Origin of the sequence: Agromyces albus (assembly GCF_030815405.1) — a bacterium.
In the GTDB taxonomy this organism is placed as follows: Bacteria; Actinomycetota; Actinomycetes; order Actinomycetales; family Microbacteriaceae; genus Agromyces; species Agromyces albus_A.
In genome coordinates this window covers 2,360,620-2,380,628 of record NZ_JAUSWX010000001.1, presented here as the reverse complement: position 1 = coordinate 2,380,628, position 20,009 = coordinate 2,360,620, and the positions used below count along the sequence as shown (strand labels likewise).

Sequence of the window (20,009 nt, the reverse complement as noted above, 5' to 3'; positions counted from 1 at the left end):
GACGGTGAGAGCATGGCAGCGTGCCCGAGTTGCCCGAGGTCGACGCGCTCGTCGGATTCCTCCGCGATCGCGCGGTCGGGCATGCCGTCACCTCGGCGACCGTCGCTGCGATCTCGGGGCTGAAGACGTTCGATCCGCCGCTGCATGGGCTCGTCGGGCAGACGATCGATGGAGCCTCCCGGCACGGCAAGTTCGTCGATCTCGATGTCGGCGACCTGCACCTCGTCTTCCACCTGGCCCGCGCCGGATGGATGCGCTGGTACGACGAACTGCCGAAGACCCTGATCAAGCCGGGGAAGTCGCCGATCGCCCTGCGGGTACGACTCGATGACGGGTCTGGATTCGACCTCACCGAGGCCGGCACCAAGAAGTCGCTTGCCGTCTACGTCGTGCGCGATCCTGGCGAGGTCCCCGGCATCGCCCGTCTCGGGCCCGACCCGACCGCACCCGAATTCGGCCTCGACGACTTCGCTGCGATCCTCGCCGGCCGGCGCACCCGCATCAAGGGCCTATTGCGCGACCAGTCCGTGTTCGCGGGCGTCGGCAACGCGTACTCCGACGAGATCCTCCACAACGCACGGATGTCGCCCTACGCACTCGCGGCGACGCTCAAGCCCGAGGAGGTTGAACGGCTCTACCACGCGCTTCGCGACACGCTCGACGAGGCGATCGCCGCGGCATCCGGCAGGCCGCCCGCCGAGCTCAAAGACTCGAAGCGCACCCGAATGCAGGTGCACGGTCGCACCGGCGAGGCGTGCCCGGTCTGCGGCGACACGGTGCGCGAGGTGATCTTCGCCGACTCGACGTTCCAGTACTGCCCGACGTGCCAGACCGGCGGCAAGCCGCTCGCCGACCGAGTGCTCTCGCGCCTGCTCAAGTAGCCGCGGAGCGGAAGACCACGGTGTCGGATGCCGCTGCGAGACTTGGAGCGATGATCGACGAACTCCGCACCGAACGGCTCCTGCTCCGCCCCCTCACGCTCGACGACGCCGACGAGTACTTCCGCGTCTACAGCGACCCCCGCACGTGGGATCACCTCCCCAGCGGGCGGCACACCTCACTCGAACAGTCGGTGCGCGCGATCCAGCGCTCGACCGACAGCCAGGGCAGATTCGGCTTCGGCCATTGCGCCGTCGTGCTGCGCGATGACGTTGAGGGGCTCACTGCCGGCTCGTTCCTGGGTTCCGCGGGCGCGGCGATGCTCGAGTTCGAGGCATGGAACCTCGGCTACCGCTTCTCGCCCGAGGCGTGGGGGCGTGGATTCGCGACCGAGGCAGCGCTCGCTGCACTCGATGCGGCTCGCCGTGCCCGGCCCGACATTCCCGTCACGGCCCGAGTGCTCGCGACGAACTCGGCCTCGCTGCGCGTGCTCGAGCGCCTCGACGTCGAGCTCGTCTGGCGCGGACGCTCGGCGAAGGCTCCCGCGCACGACGGCGACACCGCCCATCTCGAGCGGTTCATCTTCGCCGATCGCCCGATCGATGCGGACACCCTTGATGCGGTGATCGCCCTCGGGTGAACGCACGGGAGTGAGCCGATCGGTCTGAACGGTGAGGGCGCCGCGGTTTGGCCGGCGTCCGCACCGCCGTCTAGAGGCGCTGCCCGGGGGTAGTGTCGGTGTCGGTGTCGTGATTCGGCGTGCCGTCGGCGCCGACATCCGGATCGACCGCGTCGGCCTTGCGCAACCGCTCGTCGGTCTCGGCCTGGAGTTGGGCGGCGTCGGCCTGACGGGCTGCGCTCTCGCTCGCGAGGCGCTCGGACTCGAGCCGGGCCCTCAGTGCGTCGGCCTCCGCTTGCTTCGCGGCCGCTTGGGTACGTGCCGCATCGGCTTGGCGCTCGCGCGCGGCCACATCCTTCTCATATGCGTCCTCGCGGAGCTCGGCGGCCTTCCGCCGTTCAGACTCGACCTTCGCCTCCCGGCGCTTCCTCGACGTCGCGAAGTACGCGAACACGATGATCGCGATGACGACGATGATGCCGACGATGATCCACACGATGGTGCTGGTTTCCACGGTGATCCGCCTCCTCGGGTCGGTTCGCCCCCAGCAAACCGCGGCCGTCGCGTCGCGAGCAATGCCTTGCCAAACGTTGCGAAGTGCGTTATCCGGCGCCGACGGCACTCACGAGCGGCGTGGGATCGGCGGTTTCCGGGGGGAGCACGCCGTCGAGCAGGCGCTCGAGCGTGGCCAGCCCGTCTGGGGAGAGCACCGACTCGAGGTGCGCCTGCACGGATGCCACGGCCGGCCCGCGCAACGCGTGCACCACACCGGTCGCGGCATCCGATGCCACCTCGAGGCCGAGCCGAGGCGAGACGGAGCCGTTCGAGCCGATCGCGGTGAACGTGTTGTAGTACCCGACCGCGACCGACTCGCCGAACACGTCGACCCGCAGCTGCACGCCCTGGCGCGGCGCCGGCAGCGGCCCGAGCGGAAGTCCCGCAAGGTCGGCGAGCACCTGGTGGCTGAGGCAGACAGCGAGGGTCGGGGCGCCGGTTGCGATTCGCGCGGCCATGAGCTCGCGGAGGCGTGCGATCCGCGGGTCGTCGGTGTTGCGCGGATCGCCGGGGCCGGGCCCGAAGACGACGAGATCGACGGATGCCGCGAGCGGCGCGTCGTGCCACGGCACGATCCGGGTCGTGAGGCCGAGGTGGCGCAACTGGTGCGCGAGCATCGTGGTGAAGTCGTCACCGAAGTCGATGACGAGCGCGCTCGCGTTGCGCTGCGGTCGCGCGGCTTGCGGTGTGCGCCAGAACGGCGCGAGGTGTTCATTGCGCGCCTCGAGCACGGGCGCGACGAGCGCGGTGTCGTAGGCCGACGATGCGGCGCCGGCGGCACCAGCGGTCCCGGCCGCGTGGGGGATCGCACCGAGGGCGGTGAGCACGCCCGCGGCTTTCGCGTGCGTCTCGGCGACCTCGCCGAGCGGGTCGGAGTGGCGGACGAGGGTCGCACCCACCGGCACGCGCACCCGGCCACCCCCGTCGACGTAGGCGGTGCGGATGAGGATGGGCGCGTCGACGTCGTAACCGGCGGCGGCCGGCGTGAATCGCGCGAGCACGCCCGCGTAGTAGCCGCGCGGCGTTGTCTCGTGCCGCGCGATCACGGCGCAGGCGTTTCCCATCGGCGAGCCGGTGACGGTGGGAGCGAACATCGTGAGCCGCAGCACCTCGCGCGGGTCGAGGTTCGAGCGCCCTTCGAGGAGGTATTCGGTGTGCGTGAGCCGCGACATCCGCTTGAGGAAGGGCCCACGCATGCGCCCGCCGTCGGGGCAGACCGCGCTCATCATCTTGAGCTCCTCGTCGACCACCATCACGAGCTCCTCGCGTTCCTTCACATCGGCGAGGAAGCCGAGCAGGTCGTCATTGCTCGGGCCTCCCTTCGGATGCCGGAAGGTGCCGCTGATCGGGTTCATCGAGACGACGCCGCCGATCGAGCTCACGTGCCGTTCGGGGGTCGCGCCGACAGCCGACAGCCCCGGGGTGTGCACGGCGAAGGTCCAATATGCGCCGGCCTCGTGCTCGAGGAGCGCGCGCAGCCAGCCGAGCACGGCCACCGCCGGTGCGGCATCCGTCTGCCCGGTGAACTCCCGGCGGATCACGAAGTTCGCGCCCTCACCGCGGCCGATCTCCTCGTCGATCACGCGTCGCACGAGCTCGGCGTAGTCGACGTCGCTCACATCGACGCCGAGGTCGCCGAGTGCGGCCGGATGCCGCGGCAGCATCGTGATCGCCTCGTCGACCGGCACGGACTCTCGCTCGCGCACCACGAGGCAGCGCAACGGTGCGCCGTCGTCGTGCGCCGCGAATCCGCGCTCCCGCACCTGGCGGAACGGCACGAGGGCGAGCACCTCTCGCCCGTCGAGGGGGATGTCGGCGAGCCGCTCGACGTCGACGATGTCGCCGACGAGCACGTCGAGGGTCGGTTCGTGCTCACGATGGAGCACGGCGAAGGGTTCGGGATCGCTCGAGGCGAGGAGGGTGCCGAGCAGTCGTGTCATGGGATTCTCCGGTCGGGCCCGGGAGGGGCCGCCCGCACAACGCGAAACGACCGCCCTCGGGCGGTCGTCATACGTCGAGAAACGTGTGGATCCGCCTAGGAGGCGGGCCACCAGCTCTGGTTCGACGCGGTCAGCATGAAGAGCACTCTAGGGCATCGCGGGCTGCGGCGCATCCGCGGCCGGGCGTCGCGCCGATCACGCCCCGATATGATGCAGGCATGCCCCCCGTGACCGACGCCAGCATCGAGGCAGCGATCGTGGTGCGCCTGCGCGCAGCCGGGTGCGTGTTCGCCGAGGACGAGGCGCGGCTGCTGCTCGAGGCGAGCGAAGCTGAGGGCGTTGCGGATGCCGCGGCCGAGCTCGAACGGCTCGTCGCTCGGCGCGTCGCGGGCGAACCGCTCGAGCAGCTCGTGGGCTGGGCGGAGTTCGCCGGCCTCCGCATCGACGTCGAGCCCGGCGTGTTCGTGCCCAGACGGCGCACCGAGTTCCTCGCTGCAGAGGCCGCTCGGCTGGCGTCCGAGGCCGCGGCGCGCTCGGGAGGCGTTCCGGTCGTCGTCGACCTGTGCTGCGGCACCGGGGCGATCGGTGCGGCGATCGCGGAGGCCATCGGCCCGATCGAACTCGTGGCGGCCGACCTCGACGCGGCCGCCGTCCGAGCGGCTCGCCGCAACCTCGAGCCGCGAGGCGGGCTCGTCGTCGAGGGTGATCTCTTCGATCCGCTTCCCGAACGGCTTCGCGGGCGGGTCGACGTGCTCGCCGTGAACGCGCCCTACGTGCCGAGCGACGCCATCGCGCTCATGCCGCCCGAAGCACGAGTCCATGAGGCGCGCCTGGCGCTCGACGGCGGTGGCGACGGACTCGACGTGCATCGTCGCGTCGCAGCATCCGCGGCCCAGTGGCTCGCCCCCGGCGGTCACCTCCTGATCGAGACGAGCGAGCGGCAAGCACCGGTGACGGCAGCGATCGTGCATGCCGGCGGCCTCGAGGCGTGGATCGTGCATTCAGAGGAAGCCGACTCGACGGTCGTCATCGGGCGGGCCTGACCCGGCCGCCCGCGGCACCTCCGCTCACCCGGTCGATCGCGACGCCTCGAGCAGGCTCGTCACCTCGTCATCCGTCGTCTGGCGGAAGTCGACGTAGTGCATGCCGACGGCCATGAACCCGCGTGGCGCGGAGAGGCACACGACGTCGTCCACTTCGGGCAGCGCGGCCAGTTCGGCGAGGCTCTCGGGCGCGGCGACCGGAGTCGCCACGATGATGCGGGCGGCGCCTTGCGCGTGTGCCACAGCGCACGCGACCCTCGCGGTCGCTCCGGTGGCGATGCCGTCGTCGACGATGATCGCCGTGCGCCCTTCGAGGTCGATCGGACCGGCGCCGCCGCGGAAGCGAGCGACGCGCAACTCGAGCTCGGCCCGCTCGCGGAGTTCGATGGAGGCGAGCTGGGCCGACGAGACCCGGCCATGGTCGATGATGTCGTCGTTCAGCACGCGCGCCCCGCGCTCGCCGATCGCTCCCATCGCGACCTCGGGCTGGCCAGGCACGCCGAGCTTGCGCACGACGAGCACGTCGAGGGGTGCTCCGAGTTCGTGGGCGACCTCGGCTGCCACGGGAACGCCGCCGCGCGGAAGCCCGAGGACGACCACCGGCCCTTCGAGTTCGCCATCGGCGAACGCCGCTGCGAGGCGACGACCGGCTTCGATTCGGTTGCTGAAGTGTTCCATGGGTTCGCTGCCGTTCCCGGTCATTTCATGCTGGCACGGGGGCGAATGGGCCACCACCCCCCTTGACATGCCGGCAATCGAGTACCGCTCAATAGCGTGCGGCCTCCGCATCGTCAAGCCCTTGTCGACCCCTTCGGCACCGATTTAACGTCGGAGGCGAGCTTCGCGATTCCGTCGAACGACGCAACGACATCGCAGGAACACCTGCGCGACGAATAGGGGGTCTCGCAGGGTTGGGGAACGGGGCCGGGCGACAGGGGTCGCCCGGCCCCGTCTGTGCCCATGAGCGAAGTTCGTTTCTCGGGTTTCGTCGCCTACACTGTTCAAATCCTTCCCCCTAAAGGGGGACCCGTTCACAAGGATTCGGCGGCGTGATCCCCGCTGGGCTTGGAGTGTCCGTGGGGCGTCACAGTATCTCGGCCACCGTGAAGCGGCCGGGTCGCAGACTCGTGCTCTCGATCATCGCCGCGTTCGCCGTTGTCGGCATCGTCGGATCCGGTGTCTTCCTCTGGGTCGGCGGATACCTGAGCCCGCTGTTCGCCGCGGCCGACATGGGCTGCACCGACCCCGAACAGCTCGTCGTCGTGGCCGACCCCTCGATCGCGCCCGCGCTCGTCGACATCGCGAAGGAGTTCGACGCGGCCTCCGAGCAGTGCGTCGCGACCGAGGTGAAGTCGCAGGACTCGGCCGACACCGCAGCGGTGCTCGCTTCAGGCAATTCGAAGGCGGATGCGTGGGTGCCCGAGTCGAGCGTCTGGCTCGACCGTATGGCGGCCACTGCGACCTCGCTCGGGCAGATCGCTCCCAGCCTCGACGTGCGTGAGTCCATCGCGAGCACGCCCGTCGTGCTCGCGGCCGCCGCCACCAAGGCCACCGACATCGCGACCGAGCCGGTGACGTGGGCCCGCCTGCTCGGCGGCACCCTGCCCGCGATCCTGCCCGACCCCGAGGCATCCGCCGCGAGTCTTGCCGGCCTGCTGGCGCTGCGCGGGCATTCCTCTCCTGACGATCCGCGCCAGTTCGCGGGAGCCATGATCGAGCTCGGCAAGTCGATTCCCGCTTCGACGAGCGCCGCGTTCGGAGCACTCGGCGCGACCGATCAACCCGCCGTGGTGATCACGACCGAAGCCCAGGTCGCCGCCTACAACCTCAGCGACCCGGCCGAGCCGCTCGTGGCCGCGTATCCGGTCGATGGCACCGTTGCCCTCGACTACCCGCTCGTGGTCCTCGCGAGTGCTTCGAGCGACGCGGATGCGGCGGGCGATGGTTCGGCCGACACTGCCGCTGCGGGCGTCGCGTCGCGCTCGGAGCTGCTCGGGGCGTTCGAGGCCGCAATACGCGAAACCGGCGACCAGCTCGCCGCAGCAGGTTTCCGCGCCCCCGACGGCAGTGGTGCGTTGGAGATCGCTGGGGTCGGCGCCGAAGCGCCTGCCGCCGAGCAAGCGCTCGACGCCCCGGCGCAGCTCGAGATCCTCCGCGCCTGGGGTGTGCTCACGCTGCGCTCCCGCATGCTCGCCGTCATCGACGTCTCAGGCTCGATGGAGGAGCCGGCCGAGAACGGCCTGCGCCGCATCGACATCTTCCAGCAGGCGGCCGTCGGGGCGATGGGGAAGTTCTCCGGTGAAGTGGAGATGGGCGTGTGGGTCTTCTCGACCGCTCGCAACGGCGACCTCGACTACGAGGACCTCTCGCCGATCGCACCGCTCGCGGATGCCGCGCACATGCAGGAGATCGCGGGCATCATCCAATCGCTGCCTGCTCGCCTCGGTGGTGCAACCGGCCTGTACGACACGACGCTCGCCGCGGTGCAGCGCGTGCGCGAGTCGTACGACCCCGAGAAGGTGAACTCGGTGCTGCTCATCACCGACGGCAAGAACGAGGACGAGAACGGCATCGATCTCGACACCCTGCTCGCCGAGCTCGCGAAGATCGATGACCCGACCAAGCCCGTGCCGGTCATCATGATCGGCTTCGGACCCGACACCGACCTCGCCGCGATGCAGCGCATCGCCCAGGCGACGAAGGGTGCTGCATACTCGGCATCCAAGCCCGAAGACCTCGGCATCGTGCTCGTCGACGCACTCTCGCAACGCGCCTGCCGGCCGAACTGCTGATCACATGACGAAGGGCCCGGCGTGAGCCGAGCCCTTCATCATGCGGTGGAGACGTCAGTGCGCCGCCGGCGCACCCTCCATCATGTCGGCCGGCTTGCGCACGAAGAACGCGCCGACGACCGCCGTGATCGAGAGGATCGCGCCCACGAGGAACGCAGCACGGATGCCGGCGACCTCGGCCATCTCGGACGAGACGCCGGTGGTCGCGACGGTTGCCGTGACCGCTGCCAGCACCGTGATGAACAATGCGGTGCCTGCCGCTCCGGCGACCTGCTGTACGGTGCCGACGATCGCCGAGCCGTGCGAGTACAGCCGAGGCTCGACCGAACCCAGCGCCGACGTGAAGAGCGGCGTGAACATGAAGGCGAGTCCGGCCGACAGCACGACGTGCGCCATGAGCAGCATCCAGGGCGAGGTCTGTTCGGTGACCATCGTGAGCGACCACAGCACGGCGCTCACGGCGATGCTGCCGGGCACGATGAGCGGTGTCGGTCCGAAGCGGTCGAACAGACGGCCGACGACCGGGCCGAGGAGCCCCATGGTGAGACCACCGGGGAGGAGCAGGAGGCCCGTGACGATCGGCTCGAGGTGAAGCACATTCTGGAGGTAGATGGGCAAGAGGATGATCGTTCCGAAGAGCGCCGCCATCATCACCACCATGAGGGCGACGGAGACGGCGAAGTTCGTCGAGCGGAACGTGCGCAGGTCGAGCAAAGCCCGCTCGCTTCGCTGCAATGCGCGCTGGCGCACGATGAATGCGGCGATGCCGCCCAGGCCGATCGCGAGCGCGACCCACATCGGGGCCGAGCCGGTCGATGTGCCGCTCACTTCGCCACCGACGAGGCTCAGTCCGTAGATGAGGCCGCCGAAGCCGAAGGCCGAGAGCACGACCGAGAACACGTCGATCGGGATCACGCGCGGTTCGCTCACGTTCTCGACCCGGCGGATGCCGATGATGAGCATCACGAGTGCGATGGGCAGCACGAGCCAGAACATGAACCGCCACGAGAGGTAGTTGAGGATCAGGCCCGAGATCGTGGGACCGATCGCGGGCGCGACCGAGATCACGATCGAGACGCGCCCCATGAGCCGCCCCCGATCGCTCGGTGCCACGAGCGTCATGAGGGTGGTCATGAGGAGGGGCATCATGATCGCGGTGCCGCTCGCCTGCACGACGCGAGCGAGGAGGAGCACCTCGAACCCCGGCGCGAGCGCGGCGATGAGCGTTCCGGCCGAGAAGAGGCTCATCGCGGCGATGAAGATCGGCCTCGTCGCGAAGCGCTGCAGCAGGAAGCCCGTGATGGGGATCACGACGGCCATCGTGAGCATGAATGCCGTGGTGAGCCACTGCGCGGCGGAGATCGTGATGTCGAGGTCGTCGACGAGGTGGGGGATCGCGACGCCCATGATCGTCTCGTTGAGGATGACGACGAAGGAGGCGGCGAGCAGCAGCCAGATCACGCGGTTGTTGCGAGCACCGTGCAGTGCTTCGACATCGGAGTGTTCGTGGAATTCAGGCGTGGGCGAACCGCCGACCGCTGCTGGAGCGATGTCGGCGGCGTCGAGTTCAGCGGCGCGTTCGGTCAAGGAAAAGCATCCAATCGATGACGGCGCAGTGCTGCGCCGGGGAAAAGCGTCGAATACGGTGGTCAACCCGCACCGGTTGACGCGGTATTCCCGGATTCCGAGAAGGATCGGAACGTATGGAATCGCGCGAGTGGTGCGGGTGAGGTCTGGGCGTGTCTGGCGGTGCCTACGGCGCGGGAGCCGTGCCCTCGGTGGGCGTCGCCTCGGGCAGCCAGCCCTCGAGCTCGCTCTCTTCGGGAGCCAGTTCGTCGGTGGCCTGCTCCGCGTCGACTTCGGGCGCTTCGACCTCAGGATCGCGCTCGTCGTCGGCGGGGATCGATGTGGGATCACTCATGTCGTGACGATACCGCGCACCGCCGACACTGCCCGGATGACGGATGCCGCGGCATCCGCGATCTCGAGCTCGGTCGTCTCTGCACCGAGCGTGAACCGTACCGCGGTCTGCGCGAGCTCGCCGGGGATGCCGATCGCGGTGAGCACATGCGAGGGTTCGTCGTTGCCCGCCGCGCAGGCCGAGCCGCTCGAGCAGATCACGCCGTCGCGCTCGAGCTCGAGGAGCACCGCCTCGCCGCTCGTGCCGGGGAAGACGAATGAGACGGTGCCGGGAAGGCGCTGCACCGGGTCGCCCGTGAGCCGGGCGCCCGGAAGCGAGGAGGTCACGGCCGCCGTGAGGGCGGTGCCGAGCGCCGCGACGTGCGTGGCGGCATCCGCTCGCTCGTCTTCGGCGAGTCGCAGCGCGGTGGCGAAGGCGACGGCGCCGGCCACGTTCTCAGTGCCCGAGCGTCGCCCGCGCTCCTGCCCGCCGCCGTGCAGCACGGGTTCGAGCGGCACGCGGCCGCGCACGATGAGCGCGCCCGTGCCCTTGGGTGCTCCGACCTTGTGCCCGGCGAGCGAGAGGGCGTCGACGCCGAGGTCGTCGAGCGAGAGCGGTAGCCAGCCCGCCGCCTGCACCGCGTCGGTGTGCATGAGTGCGCCGGCCGAGTGGGCGATGGGCGCGAGCTCGGCGATCGGCTGCACCGTGCCGATCTCGTTGTTGGCGAGCTGGATGGAGACGAGCGTCGTGTCGTCACGGATGATGCGGGCGAGCGCCTCGGGACGCACGACTCCGCCTGCGTCGACGTCGACCTCGCTGACCTCGAAGCCGTGTTCGCGGGCGAGATAGGCGGCGGATTCGAGCACCGCCTCGTGCTCGATGGGCGAGACGACGAGATGCCGTCCGCGGGGGCTCGCGAGCGCAAGCCCCTTCACGGCGAGATTGTCGGCTTCGGTGCCGCCGCTCGTGAAGACGACGTCGCCCGGCCGGCATCCGATGACGGCCGCGACCTCGGCTCTCGCGGAGGCGAGCGCCCGAGCCGCCACGTCGCCGAGTCCGTGCCGGCTCGACGGGTTGCCGAACGCGCCCGAGAGGTAGGGCCACATCGCCTCGAGCACCTCTTGGCGCACGGGCGTGGTCGCGGCGTGGTCGAGGAAGATCATGCGGGCACCGCCTTCTCGCCGGATGGTGCTTCGATGACGACATCGAGCCCGAGATCGAGTGAGCGCACCGAGTGCGTGAGGGCGCCCACCGAGATGACGTCGACGCCGGTCGCCGCGATCGCCGCGACCGATTCGAGCGAGACGCCGCCCGATGCCTCCACGACGGCGCGCCCGGCGATGAGCGCGACGCCCTCGCGGAGTTCGTCGGGGCCGAAGTTGTCGAGCATCACGGTGTCGGCGCCGCCGGCGATCACGGGCTCGATCTGGTCGAGGCGGTCGACCTCGACCTCGAGGTGCGCGGTGTGCGGCATCCGCTCGCGCGCTGCGCGCAGTGCGGCGGCGAGGTCGAGCCCGCCCGCAGTGAGCACCGCCAGATGATTGTCCTTCGCCATCACGGCGTCGGAGAGGGAGCGACGGTGGTTGCGGCCGCCCCCGTCGCGCACGGCTTGTCGCTCGAGACTGCGCAGGCCCGGGGTCGTCTTGCGGGTGTCGACGATGCGCGCGCCGGTGCCGGCGACCGCGGCCACGTAGCGAGCGGTGAGCGCGGCGATGCCCGACATCCGCTGCACGAGGTTGAGGCCGACGCGTTCGGCGCGCAGGATGCCGCGAGCCGAGCCGTGCACACGAGCGAGCACCGCGCCGGCCGCGAACGCGTCGCCATCGGCGGCGAGCGGCTCGACGACGATCGACGGGTCGACGAGTCGGAACGCCGCGGCGAAGACCTCGATGCCGCTCAGCACGCCTGGCTCGCGGGCGACGAGCTCGGCCGTCGCCGTCGCCGCGGCGGGGATGAGCGTCTCGGAGGTGAGGTCGCCCCACGGCGCATCCTCGTCGAGCGCGGCCCCGACGATGCGATCGATCTCGCGGAGGTCGGTCATCAGGCTGCCTCCTGCTCGGGGATCGATCGGTACGCCGAATCGGGCGCGTCCGAGCGGAAGTGCGCGCCGACGCTCTCGCGCCGGGCGATCGCGGCAGCGACGGTGAGCCGGGCGAGGTCGAGGAGGTTGCGGTCCTCCGCGGTGCGCCGGTCGCGGACGACGGGCGTGCGCCACGAATCGAGGCGAGCGGATGCCGCGGCGAGCCCCGCTGCGTCGCGCTCGAGCCCGACGTACTCCCACATCACAGCTTGGAGGTCGTCGCGGCGGAATGTCGACGCTGATCCGCCATCGTGCGCAATTCCGGACGCATCGGTCGACGCGCCGTGCGCTGCCTCGGTCGGGCGGGCGCGCCACGTGTCGGCTCCGGAGTTACGCACGTGGCCGGCCGGCGCCGCGAACGTCCGCACCGCGCGATCGGCGAACACCGCAGCCTCGAGCAGCGAGTTCGACGCGAGGCGGTTCGCGCCGTGGACGCCCGTTCGGGCGGTCTCGCCGACCGCGAAGAGGCCGGGCAGGGTCGAACGCCCGTCGAGGTCGGTGACCACGCCGCCCATCGCGTAGTGGGCGGCGGGCGTGATGGGTACAGGCGCGAGCGACCAGTCGAATCCGGAGGCACGGCACGCGGCGTCGATGCCGGGGAACCTGCTCGCGAGAAACGCCGCACTGAGCGCCGTCGCGTCGAGGAACACGGGGTCGCCGCCCTGCTCGACGGTGCGACGCCAGACCGCGCGGGCGACGACGTCGCGCGGCGCGAGCTCGCCGCGTGCGTCGACCTCGTCGAGGAATCGGCGGCCGTCGCGGTCGCGCACGACGGCGCCTTCGCCCCGCACCGCCTCGGAGATGAGCGGCGTGCCCGGTGCCGCGAGCGCGGTCGGGTGGAACTGCGTGAACTCGAGGTCGGCGACGAGCGCGCCGGCACGCCAGGCCGCGGCGACGCCGTCGCCGGTGGCCACCACGGGATTCGTCGTATGCCGGTAGAGGCATCCGCTGCCGCCGGTCGCGAGCACGATGACGTCGGCCCGGCGCTCGACGATTGCTCCGGATGCCTCGAGCAGTTGCGCTCCCGTCACCCGCCCGCCCTCGACGACGAGGTCGACGAGCATCGTTCCCTCGTCGATCCGAACGGCACGGCGGCGCACCGTGGCGACGAGCGCCGCCTCGATCGCCGAACCCGTGGCGTCGCCGCCGGCGTGCATGACGCGGGCACGGGAGTGCGCGGCCTCGAGCCCGCGGGAGAGCCCGGACTCGTCGCGGTCGAACTCGACGCCGAAGCGGATGAGGTCGCGGACCCGTGCGGGGCCCTCGGTGCAGAGCACGTGCACGGCAGCGGGATCGGCGAGGCCCGCGCCGGCTTCCATGGTGTCGGCGAAGTGACGCTGCGCAGAGTCGTCGGGGAAGAGCGCCGCGGCGATGCCGCCTTGCGCGTAACGGGTGTTGCCCTCGGCGAGCTCGGCCTTCGTGACGAGCTCGACGGTGTGCCCGGCATCCGTGGCCTTCACCGCCGTCCAGAGTCCGGCGATGCCGCCGCCGATGACGAGCACGCGTGCCATGTCAGGCCCCCGTGGTCACTGCGCCGACGACCGCGGCCGGCGGCTTCGCCGCGAGCATGCGCTCGAGTGCCAGTCGCGCCGGGTCGGCCACGGCCTCGGGCACCGTGATGCGATTGACGACGCGCCCCGCGACGAGCTCTTCGAGCACCCACGCGAGGTAGCCCGGGTGGATGCGGTACATCGTCGAGCACGGGCACACGACGGGGTCGAGGCAGAAGATCGTGTGCTGCGGGTACTCGGCGGCGAGGCGCTGCACGAGGTTGATCTCGGTGCCGATCGCGAACGTCGAGCCGGCGGGGGCGGCCTGGATGGCCTTCACGATGAAGTCCGTCGATCCCGCGGCATCCGCGGCGTCGACGACCGGCATCGGGCACTCGGGGTGCACGATGACCTGCACGCCGGGGTGGGTCTCACGGGCCGCGGCGATCTGCTCGACCGTGAAGCGCTTGTGCACCGAGCAGAAGCCGTGCCACAGGATGACGCGGGCGTCTTCGAGGTCGGCGGCGCTGCTGCCGCCGAGTGGCTTGCGCGGGTTCCACATCGGCATCTGCTCGAGCGGCACGCCCATCGCCTTCGCGGTATTGCGGCCGAGGTGCTGGTCGGGGAAGAAGAGCACCCGCTGCCCGCGCTCGAACGCCCACTCGAGCACCGTCTTCGCGTTCGACGACGTGCAGACGATGCCGCCGTTGCGGCCCACGAAGCCCTTGAGCGCGGCCGAGGAGTTCATGTACGTGACAGGGATGACGGGCACGCGGCCGTCGGCATCGATCGCGGTGAGGTCGCCGTACACCGACTCGAGCTGCTCCCAGCACTCCTCGACGCTCGACTCGTCGGCCATGTCGGCCATCGAGCAGCCCGCGGCGAGGTTCGGCAGGATGACGGCCTGGTCGGGCGTGGAGAGCAGGTCGGCGGTCTCGGCCATGAAGTGCACGCCGCAGAAGACGATCGCCTCGGCGTCGGGCCGGGTCAGCGCGGCGTTCGCGAGCTGGAAGGAATCACCCACGAAGTCGGCGTGCTCGATGACCTCGTCGCGCTGGTAGAAGTGGCCGAGCACGACGACGCGGTCGCCCAGCGTCGCCTTCGCGGCGAGGATGCGATCATGCAGCTCGGCGTCGCTCGCCGTGCGGTACGCCTCGGGCAGGGCGCCCTGGCGGGGCGAGCCCGTGGGGATGACGTCGCCCATCGACGATCCGGGGCCGTAGCCGACGGGGCCGCGGTCGAACTCCCAGGGCCCCTTCGCGAGTTCGGGGGAGCAGGTCTCGCCGCCGCTCGCGCCTTTCGTGATCAGTTGGATCGAGCGGTCGACGGATGCCGCGGCGCGCACGTCGCTGGCGGGAGGGGCGATGGTCATGACGCGTTCCTCGTTCGGGTGGGGTGGTGGATCGGATCGCCGCCGCGCGCGGACGCGGTGTCGAAGCGGTAGAGGGCCGGGGGCCGGTGTGGAGTGCCGGCAAGCCGTTCGCCGGTGTCGACGAGGGTGCCAGACGCCTCCATCGTGCGGCGGAAGTTGGCGGGGTCGAGGCGCGTGCGGAGCACCGCCTCGTGCACGCCGCGAAGCTCGGCCATCGTGAAGGTCTCGCCGAGGAGCGCGTGCGCGATGCGCGAGTACTGGAGCTTCGTGCGGAGACGCCAGAGCGCGTAGTCGAGGATCTCGAGGTGGTCGAACGCGAGCTCGGGCAGGTCGTCTTCGTCGAACCAGCACACGTTCTCGTCGCTGACCGCACGTTCGACCTCGTCGGAGTGCACGAGCGCCCAGTAGACGACGGAGACGACGCGCTCGTCGGGGGAGCGGTCGGGGGCGCCGAAGGTGTAGAGCTGCTCGAGGTAAGTCGGCGCGAGTCCCGTGGTCTCGTTGAGCGTGCGGCCCGCGGCCTCGTCGAGTCCTTCGTCGACGGGGAGCCAACCGCCGGGGAGGGCCCAGCGCCCGGTGCCCGGCTCGCGGAGTCGGCGCACGAGGGGGATCCGCAGGCTCGGCGCGGCCGCGCCCGCGTCTGGGCTGAGCGCGAAGATGACGGTCGAGACCGCGAGACGCGCCTGCGCGCCTGCTTCACCGGGTCGCGGCATCCGTCACCTCCTGCTCGGGGTCTTCGAGGCTTCGAGTCGAATCGACTCGAAGTACGGTGACAGCTTACAGTCAACGTGACCTGAACGCGAATCGCGTGACGGTCTTGTACCCACGATGAGGGATTGCATCGGGTACGAGTGCGTACTAGCACTGATGTGCAAGGGAGCCCACGACGCGAGCATGGTTCCATGCCGGCGTCTGCCGAGTGTCAGGCGCCCGAACCGGATACGCCGCCTTACCCGAGAGGTGTCCCATGCGAAAAGTGTTCCTGACCGTCGCCGTGCTCTTCACGGCAGCCGTCGTCGTGCAGCTCTACCTCGCGGCCGTCGGCGTCTTCTCCAACCCGGAAGACGAGCTCTTCAGCTGGCACGGCACCAACGGCCGCATCGTGCTGCCGATCCTCGCGATCCTGCTCATCGTCAGTGCCGCGCTCGCCCGGGCGGGCAGGCGCACCATCTGGCTGAGCGTGCTGCCGCTCGTGCTCATCCTGTTTCAGACCGTGCTCTTCATCCTCACGGCAATGGGCTTCGGCCTCGATGAATCGAATTGGGGTTCGCCGCCACTCGGCGCCACGCTCGTGCTCTCGCTCCACGCGGTGAACGGCACGGCCATCCTGCTTCTCGGCGTGCTGCTCGTGGTGCGAGCCCGGCGCCTGGTTCGCGACGGGGCGCACGTGACGACCGGCAAGCCGGTGGCCGAGGCGGAAGAAGCCCCTGCTGCGACGCCGAGCGCCTGATCCGTCGGGACACCAGACGATCCCATGCAACGCATCATCGGAGTAGTGAAAAGGGTGCGATGACCACCACGGCCATCCTCCTGCTGCAGTCACTCGCCGGCATCGCCGGTGCAGGGCTCTGGCTCGCTGCCGGCTTCAGTGCGGGATCGCCGGCGGCCCGACCGAGCCGGCGTGAGCGGATGACGGTACTCGCGCTCGCCGCGGGCGGCACGGTCGCGCTCGCTGCAGCCGCCGCCATCACGATGGTGCTCGCCGGGCGCGGATGGTGGTTCGCCGGTGAGAAGGTCACCGTCGGCCTGCCCCTCATCCTCGTCGGGCTGGTGACGAGCGGGGTGGGCATCGTCTGGTGGCTTCGCGCCGACCGGGTGCTCCTCGCTCGGACCCTCATGCGCGGCGGGGCGTACGCCATGATCGCGGCCGTCCTCGCCACGTGGCTCGTCGGTTATCCGCCGCAGCCCGTCGCGACCGCCGTGCTCGTCGCCGCCGTCGCGCTCGCGACCGGCCTCACGTGGGCACTCCTCGGGCACCGTGGTCGCCGGGTCCTGGCCGGCTTCGCAGGACTGCTCGCCGTGCTCCTCGTCGGCGGGGCCGGCTGGTCGTGGCTCTCCGACACGGCGGCGCCGACCATCGAGGCGTCAGGTCGGCACCTCCACGGAGCGTCCGTACCGGCCGGCGGTGTCCCCGCCGTCCCCGTGACCGCGCTTCGCACTCCCGACGACGCGAAGGGCAAGGTGCACGCCGTCGAGCTGACCGCCGCCCGTCACGAGGTGACGCTCGCGTCGGGCGAGCGGGTCGAGGCGTGGGGCTTCGGCGGCGACGGCGTCGCCGGGCCAGAGCTCCGAGTCACGGAGGGCGAGCTCGTCGAGGCCTCGCTCGTGAACCGCGACATCGACGACGGCGTGACGCTGCACTGGCACGGCTACGACGTGCCGAACGGCGAGGACGGCGTCGCCGGCGTGACGCAGGACGCCGTCGCCCCCGGCGAGCGCTTCATCTATCGCTTCAGCGCCGACGAGCCGGGCACGTACTGGTATCACACCCACCAGGCCGCGTCCGAGGGGGTGCGCCGCGGCCTCTACGGCATGCTCGTCGTCGAGCCCGAAGGCGGCGTCGCCGAGTCGCTCGATCTCGCCCTTCCGGTGCATCGCCTCGGCGGAGAGGTCGTGATCGGCGCGACCGACGGGCTGCAGTCGTTCACCGCCGAAGAGGGCGAGTCCGTGCGGCTCCGGGTCGTCAACACCGAGCAGACGCCGATCCGCGTGACGGTCGCCGGAGCTCCGTTCCGCGTCGCCGCGGTCGACGGCAGGGACCTCGCCGGAGGCGAGGCGGTCGAGCACCGGTCGATTCGGCTCGGTGCGGGCGCGCGCGCCGACCTCGTGTTCACGATGCCCGCCGAGGCGGTGCGGTTCGAGACCGACCTCTCTGCGGCATCCGTCGTCGTCATCGCTCCGCCCGGCGCCGAGACCGACGCCGGCGAGGCCTCCCGACCGCGCGAGGTGACCGAGGTGCCCGAGCTCGACCTGCTCGCCTACGGCGACGGGCCTCGACCCGAGCTCGGCCCGTTCACCGCGGAAGCCGAGCTCGTGCTCGACCGTCTCCCGAGGTTCGTCGGCGGCGCACCCGACTACGCCTACGCCGTGAACGGGGCGGTGTTCCCGCACATCGCCCCGATCGAGGTGCGCGAGGGCGACGTGGTGAAGATCACGATCGCGAATCGCGGCTTCGACGTGCACCCCATGCACGTGCACGGCCATCACGTGCTGGTGCTCTCCCGCGACGGCGTCGCCGCCACGGGCGCGCCGCTCTGGCTCGACACCGTCGACGTGCGCCCCGGCGAGGTGTGGGAGCTCGCACTCGTCGCCGACAACCCCGGCATCTGGATGGACCACTGCCACGACCTGTCGCACGCGGCCGCCGGGATGATGATGACGCTCGCCTATGAGGGCGTCACCACCGCGTTCGAGCACGACGCGCACGGCAACCGGCCCGAGTGAGCGCGTGACACTCGGCGCCCGCCCGCCGAGAGAAGCCGCCGTCGGCTAGGATCGGCGGTACAACCTCACATCGGGCCATCGACGCATCGCGGGAGAGCCGGGCAGTTCTGTACAAGCAGGCACTGGCCGGCACCGAAGGAGCAAGCCTCCCCGCCAATCTCTCAGGTCGCACACCGCGATGAACAGGCCACTCTGAAAAGCGGATCGGGCATTCCCGCCACATCCCGCCGAAGGTGAAAGCGCGAACCCCGCGTGAAACTCTCAGGCTCATGACAGAGGGGGAGTTCCCAGCGGCATCCGCCGACCGTCTTGCGACTCTGGAGAGCTCTCGTGACCGAACGACTCAGCCCCCTCGATGGGGTGCACCGCGCCGCGGGTGCCTCCTTCACCGACTTCGCCGGCTGGCAGATGCCCGTGCGCTACTCGAGCGATCTCGCCGAGCACCATGCCGTGCGCAACGCCGCCGGGATCTTCGACCTCTCCCATATGGGCGAGATCGTGCTCATCGGCCCCGAGTCGGCGGCGGCCCTCGACTTCGCGCTCGCCGGCAAGCTCTCGGCGATCGAGATCGGCCAGGCGAAGTACTCGCTGCTCCTCGCCGAAGACGGCGGCATCATCGACGACCTCGTCGTGTACCGCACGGGCGACGACCGCTACATGGTCGTCGCGAACGCGTCGAACCGCGAGGTCGTCGCCGACGAGTTCCGCGCCAGGGCGGGCGGCTTCGACACCGACGTCTACGACGAGAGCGACGACGTCGCCCTCATCGCCGTGCAGGGGCCGGCGTCGCGCGAGATCCTGCTCGCCACCGCCGGGTTCACGATCGAGGGCGGGCACCCCGATGGGGAGGACGTGCCAGAGGCTCTGGCCTCGCTCCGCTACTACCGTGCGATCGCCGGCGCGTTCCGAGGCGAGCCGATGCTCATCGCCCGCACGGGCTACACCGGCGAAGACGGCTTCGAGCTCTACATCGCGCCCGAGCACGCCACCGCACTGTGGGAGGCCCTCACCGAGGCGGGCGCCGCGCACGCCCTCGTGCCCGCCGGCCTCGCGAGCCGCGACACGCTGCGCCTCGAGGCGGGCATGCCGCTCTACGGGCACGAGCTCAGCCGCGACATCCTGCCGGTGCAGGCCGGACTCGGCCGTGTCGTCGCGCTCTCGAAAGAGGGCGACTTCGTCGGCCGGGCCGCGATCGAGCAAGGGCCGGCAGCGGATGCCCCGGTGCTCGTGGGTCTCGCCGCCGAGGGGCGTCGCGCGGGCCGCGCCGGCTACGAGGTGTTCGACGGCGATGGTGCCGATTCCGCGCCCGTGGGCGTCGTGACGAGCGGCGCGCTCTCGCCGACGCTCGGCCACCCGATCGCGATGGCGTTCGTGGCACCGGATGTCGCGGACCCCGGCCGCGAGCTGTACCTCGACGTGCGGGGCACGCGTGTGCCGGCATCCGTCGTCGCCCTGCCCTTCTACAAGCGCAACGCCTGAACCACCCTTCACGCACGACCGACGAACCTCGAGGAGCATCCCAATGACCGACCAGACCGCCCTGCAGTACACGGAAGAACACGAGTGGATCCGGGTCGACGGCGACGTCGCGACCATCGGCATCACCGACTACGCGGCCGAGAAGCTCGGTGACGTGGTCTATGTCGACCTTCCCGCTGCGGGCAGCACGGTCACCGCCGGCACCGTCATCGGCGAGATCGAGTCGACGAAGTCGGTCGGCGAGCTGTTCGCCCCCGTCGACGGCGAGATCCTCGAAGCGAACCAGGCGGTCGTCGACTCGCCCGAGCTCGTGAACAGCGACCCGTTCGGCGAGGGCTGGCTCATCAAGGTCTCGACGACGTCGCTGCCGAAGCTCCTCAGCCACGACGAGTACCGCGCGCTCACCGGCGAGTAAC

At 70.7% G+C, this 20,009-nt stretch carries 18 protein-coding genes and 2 riboswitches; of the genes, 8 read left to right on the top strand and 10 right to left on the bottom strand.

Features of this window, described 5'->3' with window-relative positions; all coding sequences use genetic code 11:
* Positions 1-20 precede the first annotated feature (20 nt).
* Together QFZ29_RS11120 and QFZ29_RS11115 are read left to right on the top strand one after the other, a co-directional pair.
* A complete protein-coding gene (locus tag QFZ29_RS11120) occupies positions 21-881 on the top strand; it encodes an Fpg/Nei family DNA glycosylase (RefSeq protein ID WP_306894171.1) in 861 nt (286 codons plus the stop codon).
* 50 nt (positions 882-931) lie between these two features.
* On the top strand, positions 932-1,519 hold the full coding sequence (locus QFZ29_RS11115) for a GNAT family N-acetyltransferase (protein ID WP_306894170.1): 588 nt from the start codon (positions 932-934) through the stop codon (positions 1,517-1,519).
* A gap of 70 nt (positions 1,520-1,589) precedes the next feature.
* On the opposite strand, the gene QFZ29_RS11110 is transcribed toward QFZ29_RS11115, so the two are convergent.
* Together QFZ29_RS11110 and QFZ29_RS11105 are read right to left on the bottom strand one after the other, a co-directional pair.
* Positions 1,590-2,012 (bottom strand): hypothetical protein, encoded by a 423-nt coding sequence (locus tag QFZ29_RS11110; protein WP_306894169.1) that lies wholly within the window; start codon positions 2,010-2,012, stop codon positions 1,590-1,592.
* 88 nt (positions 2,013-2,100) lie between these two features.
* The gene (locus QFZ29_RS11105) at positions 2,101-3,993 is read right to left on the bottom strand and encodes an anthranilate synthase family protein (protein WP_306894168.1); all 1,893 of its coding nucleotides are present in this window, start codon (positions 3,991-3,993) and stop codon (positions 2,101-2,103) included.
* A gap of 218 nt (positions 3,994-4,211) precedes the next feature.
* Here QFZ29_RS11105 and QFZ29_RS11100 point away from each other — a divergent pair, with 218 nt between their 5' ends.
* Positions 4,212-5,036: a putative protein N(5)-glutamine methyltransferase gene (locus QFZ29_RS11100; RefSeq protein WP_306894167.1), complete on the top strand. Its 825-nt coding sequence runs from the start codon at positions 4,212-4,214 to the stop codon at positions 5,034-5,036.
* Positions 5,037-5,060: 24 nt separating this feature from the next.
* Here the strand turns inward: QFZ29_RS11100 and QFZ29_RS11095 are convergent, their stop codons facing one another.
* Positions 5,061-5,714, bottom strand: a complete 654-nt coding sequence (locus QFZ29_RS11095; RefSeq protein WP_306894166.1) for a phosphoribosyltransferase — start codon at positions 5,712-5,714, stop codon at positions 5,061-5,063.
* A gap of 398 nt (positions 5,715-6,112) precedes the next feature.
* On the opposite strand from QFZ29_RS11095, the gene QFZ29_RS11090 reads away from it, so the two are divergent.
* A complete protein-coding gene (locus QFZ29_RS11090) occupies positions 6,113-7,828 on the top strand; it encodes a VWA domain-containing protein (RefSeq protein WP_306894165.1) in 1,716 nt (571 codons plus the stop codon).
* Between the two features lie 54 nt (positions 7,829-7,882).
* On the opposite strand, the gene QFZ29_RS11085 is transcribed toward QFZ29_RS11090, so the two are convergent.
* The 7 genes from QFZ29_RS11085 to QFZ29_RS11055 form a co-directional block, all read right to left on the bottom strand.
* Complete coding sequence (locus QFZ29_RS11085) at positions 7,883-9,415, bottom strand: DHA2 family efflux MFS transporter permease subunit (protein WP_373426206.1); 1,533 nt, start codon at positions 9,413-9,415, stop codon at positions 7,883-7,885.
* Between the two features lie 166 nt (positions 9,416-9,581).
* Positions 9,582-9,749 (bottom strand): hypothetical protein, encoded by a 168-nt coding sequence (locus QFZ29_RS11080; RefSeq protein ID WP_306894164.1) that lies wholly within the window; start codon positions 9,747-9,749, stop codon positions 9,582-9,584.
* Positions 9,746-10,891, bottom strand: coding sequence for a cysteine desulfurase family protein (locus tag QFZ29_RS11075; RefSeq protein ID WP_306894163.1), 1,146 nt, complete (start codon positions 10,889-10,891; stop codon positions 9,746-9,748). The genes QFZ29_RS11080 and QFZ29_RS11075 overlap by 4 nt, the downstream gene beginning before the upstream one ends.
* Positions 10,888-11,769 (bottom strand): carboxylating nicotinate-nucleotide diphosphorylase, encoded by an 882-nt coding sequence (gene nadC, locus QFZ29_RS11070; protein WP_306894162.1) that lies wholly within the window; start codon positions 11,767-11,769, stop codon positions 10,888-10,890. Before nadC ends, QFZ29_RS11075 begins: the two co-directional genes overlap by 4 nt.
* Positions 11,769-13,319 (bottom strand): L-aspartate oxidase, encoded by a 1,551-nt coding sequence (nadB, locus tag QFZ29_RS11065; RefSeq protein ID WP_306894161.1) that lies wholly within the window; start codon positions 13,317-13,319, stop codon positions 11,769-11,771. The genes nadC and nadB overlap by 1 nt, the downstream gene beginning before the upstream one ends.
* Position 13,320: 1 nt before the next feature.
* Positions 13,321-14,670 (bottom strand): quinolinate synthase NadA, encoded by a 1,350-nt coding sequence (nadA, locus tag QFZ29_RS11060; RefSeq protein ID WP_306894160.1) that lies wholly within the window; start codon positions 14,668-14,670, stop codon positions 13,321-13,323.
* Positions 14,667-15,383: an NUDIX hydrolase gene (locus QFZ29_RS11055; protein ID WP_306894159.1), complete on the bottom strand. Its 717-nt coding sequence runs from the start codon at positions 15,381-15,383 to the stop codon at positions 14,667-14,669. Before QFZ29_RS11055 ends, nadA begins: the two co-directional genes overlap by 4 nt.
* A gap of 254 nt (positions 15,384-15,637) precedes the next feature.
* Here QFZ29_RS11055 and QFZ29_RS11050 point away from each other — a divergent pair, with 254 nt between their 5' ends.
* The 4 genes from QFZ29_RS11050 to gcvH all read left to right on the top strand — a co-directional run bounded on the left by QFZ29_RS11050 (position 15,638) and on the right by gcvH (position 20,008).
* Positions 15,638-16,120 carry a DUF6220 domain-containing protein gene (locus tag QFZ29_RS11050; protein WP_306894158.1) on the top strand — a complete coding sequence of 161 codons (483 nt, stop codon included), beginning with the start codon at positions 15,638-15,640 and terminating at the stop codon, positions 16,118-16,120.
* A 59-nt stretch (positions 16,121-16,179) separates the two neighbouring features.
* The gene (locus QFZ29_RS11045) at positions 16,180-18,114 is read left to right on the top strand and encodes a multicopper oxidase family protein (protein ID WP_306894157.1); all 1,935 of its coding nucleotides are present in this window, start codon (positions 16,180-16,182) and stop codon (positions 18,112-18,114) included.
* A gap of 79 nt (positions 18,115-18,193) precedes the next feature.
* Positions 18,194-18,300, top strand: a riboswitch (glycine riboswitch).
* Positions 18,301-18,400, top strand: a riboswitch (glycine riboswitch). It begins immediately after the preceding riboswitch.
* 44 nt (positions 18,401-18,444) lie between these two features.
* Positions 18,445-19,593, top strand: coding sequence for a glycine cleavage system aminomethyltransferase GcvT (gcvT, locus tag QFZ29_RS11040; RefSeq protein ID WP_306894156.1), 1,149 nt, complete (start codon positions 18,445-18,447; stop codon positions 19,591-19,593).
* Between the two features lie 43 nt (positions 19,594-19,636).
* On the top strand, positions 19,637-20,008 hold the full coding sequence (gene gcvH / locus QFZ29_RS11035) for a glycine cleavage system protein GcvH (protein WP_306894155.1): 372 nt from the start codon (positions 19,637-19,639) through the stop codon (positions 20,006-20,008).
* Position 20,009: the final 1 nt, after the last annotated feature.

Bases quoted from the DNA above. Each gene is read 5' to 3' on its own strand.
- QFZ29_RS11115 (WP_306894170.1), top strand. From the start codon at position 932: ATGATCGACGAACTCCGCACCGAACGGCTCCTGCTCCGCCCCCTCACG.
- QFZ29_RS11105 (WP_306894168.1), bottom strand. From the start codon at position 3,993: ATGACACGACTGCTCGGCACCCTCCTCGCCTCGAGCGATCCCGAACCC.
- QFZ29_RS11100 (WP_306894167.1), top strand. From the start codon at position 4,212: ATGCCCCCCGTGACCGACGCCAGCATCGAGGCAGCGATCGTGGTGCGC.
- QFZ29_RS11095 (WP_306894166.1), bottom strand. From the start codon at position 5,714: ATGGAACACTTCAGCAACCGAATCGAAGCCGGTCGTCGCCTCGCAGCG.
- QFZ29_RS11080 (WP_306894164.1), bottom strand. From the start codon at position 9,749: ATGAGTGATCCCACATCGATCCCCGCCGACGACGAGCGCGATCCTGAG.
- QFZ29_RS11075 (WP_306894163.1), bottom strand. From the start codon at position 10,891: ATGATCTTCCTCGACCACGCCGCGACCACGCCCGTGCGCCAAGAGGTG.
- nadC (WP_306894162.1), bottom strand. From the start codon at position 11,769: ATGACCGACCTCCGCGAGATCGATCGCATCGTCGGGGCCGCGCTCGAC.
- nadB (WP_306894161.1), bottom strand. From the start codon at position 13,319: ATGGCACGCGTGCTCGTCATCGGCGGCGGCATCGCCGGACTCTGGACG.
- nadA (WP_306894160.1), bottom strand. From the start codon at position 14,670: ATGACCATCGCCCCTCCCGCCAGCGACGTGCGCGCCGCGGCATCCGTC.
- QFZ29_RS11055 (WP_306894159.1), bottom strand. From the start codon at position 15,383: ATGCCGCGACCCGGTGAAGCAGGCGCGCAGGCGCGTCTCGCGGTCTCG.
- QFZ29_RS11050 (WP_306894158.1), top strand. From the start codon at position 15,638: ATGCGAAAAGTGTTCCTGACCGTCGCCGTGCTCTTCACGGCAGCCGTC.
- QFZ29_RS11045 (WP_306894157.1), top strand. From the start codon at position 16,180: ATGACCACCACGGCCATCCTCCTGCTGCAGTCACTCGCCGGCATCGCC.
- gcvH (WP_306894155.1), top strand. From the start codon at position 19,637: ATGACCGACCAGACCGCCCTGCAGTACACGGAAGAACACGAGTGGATC.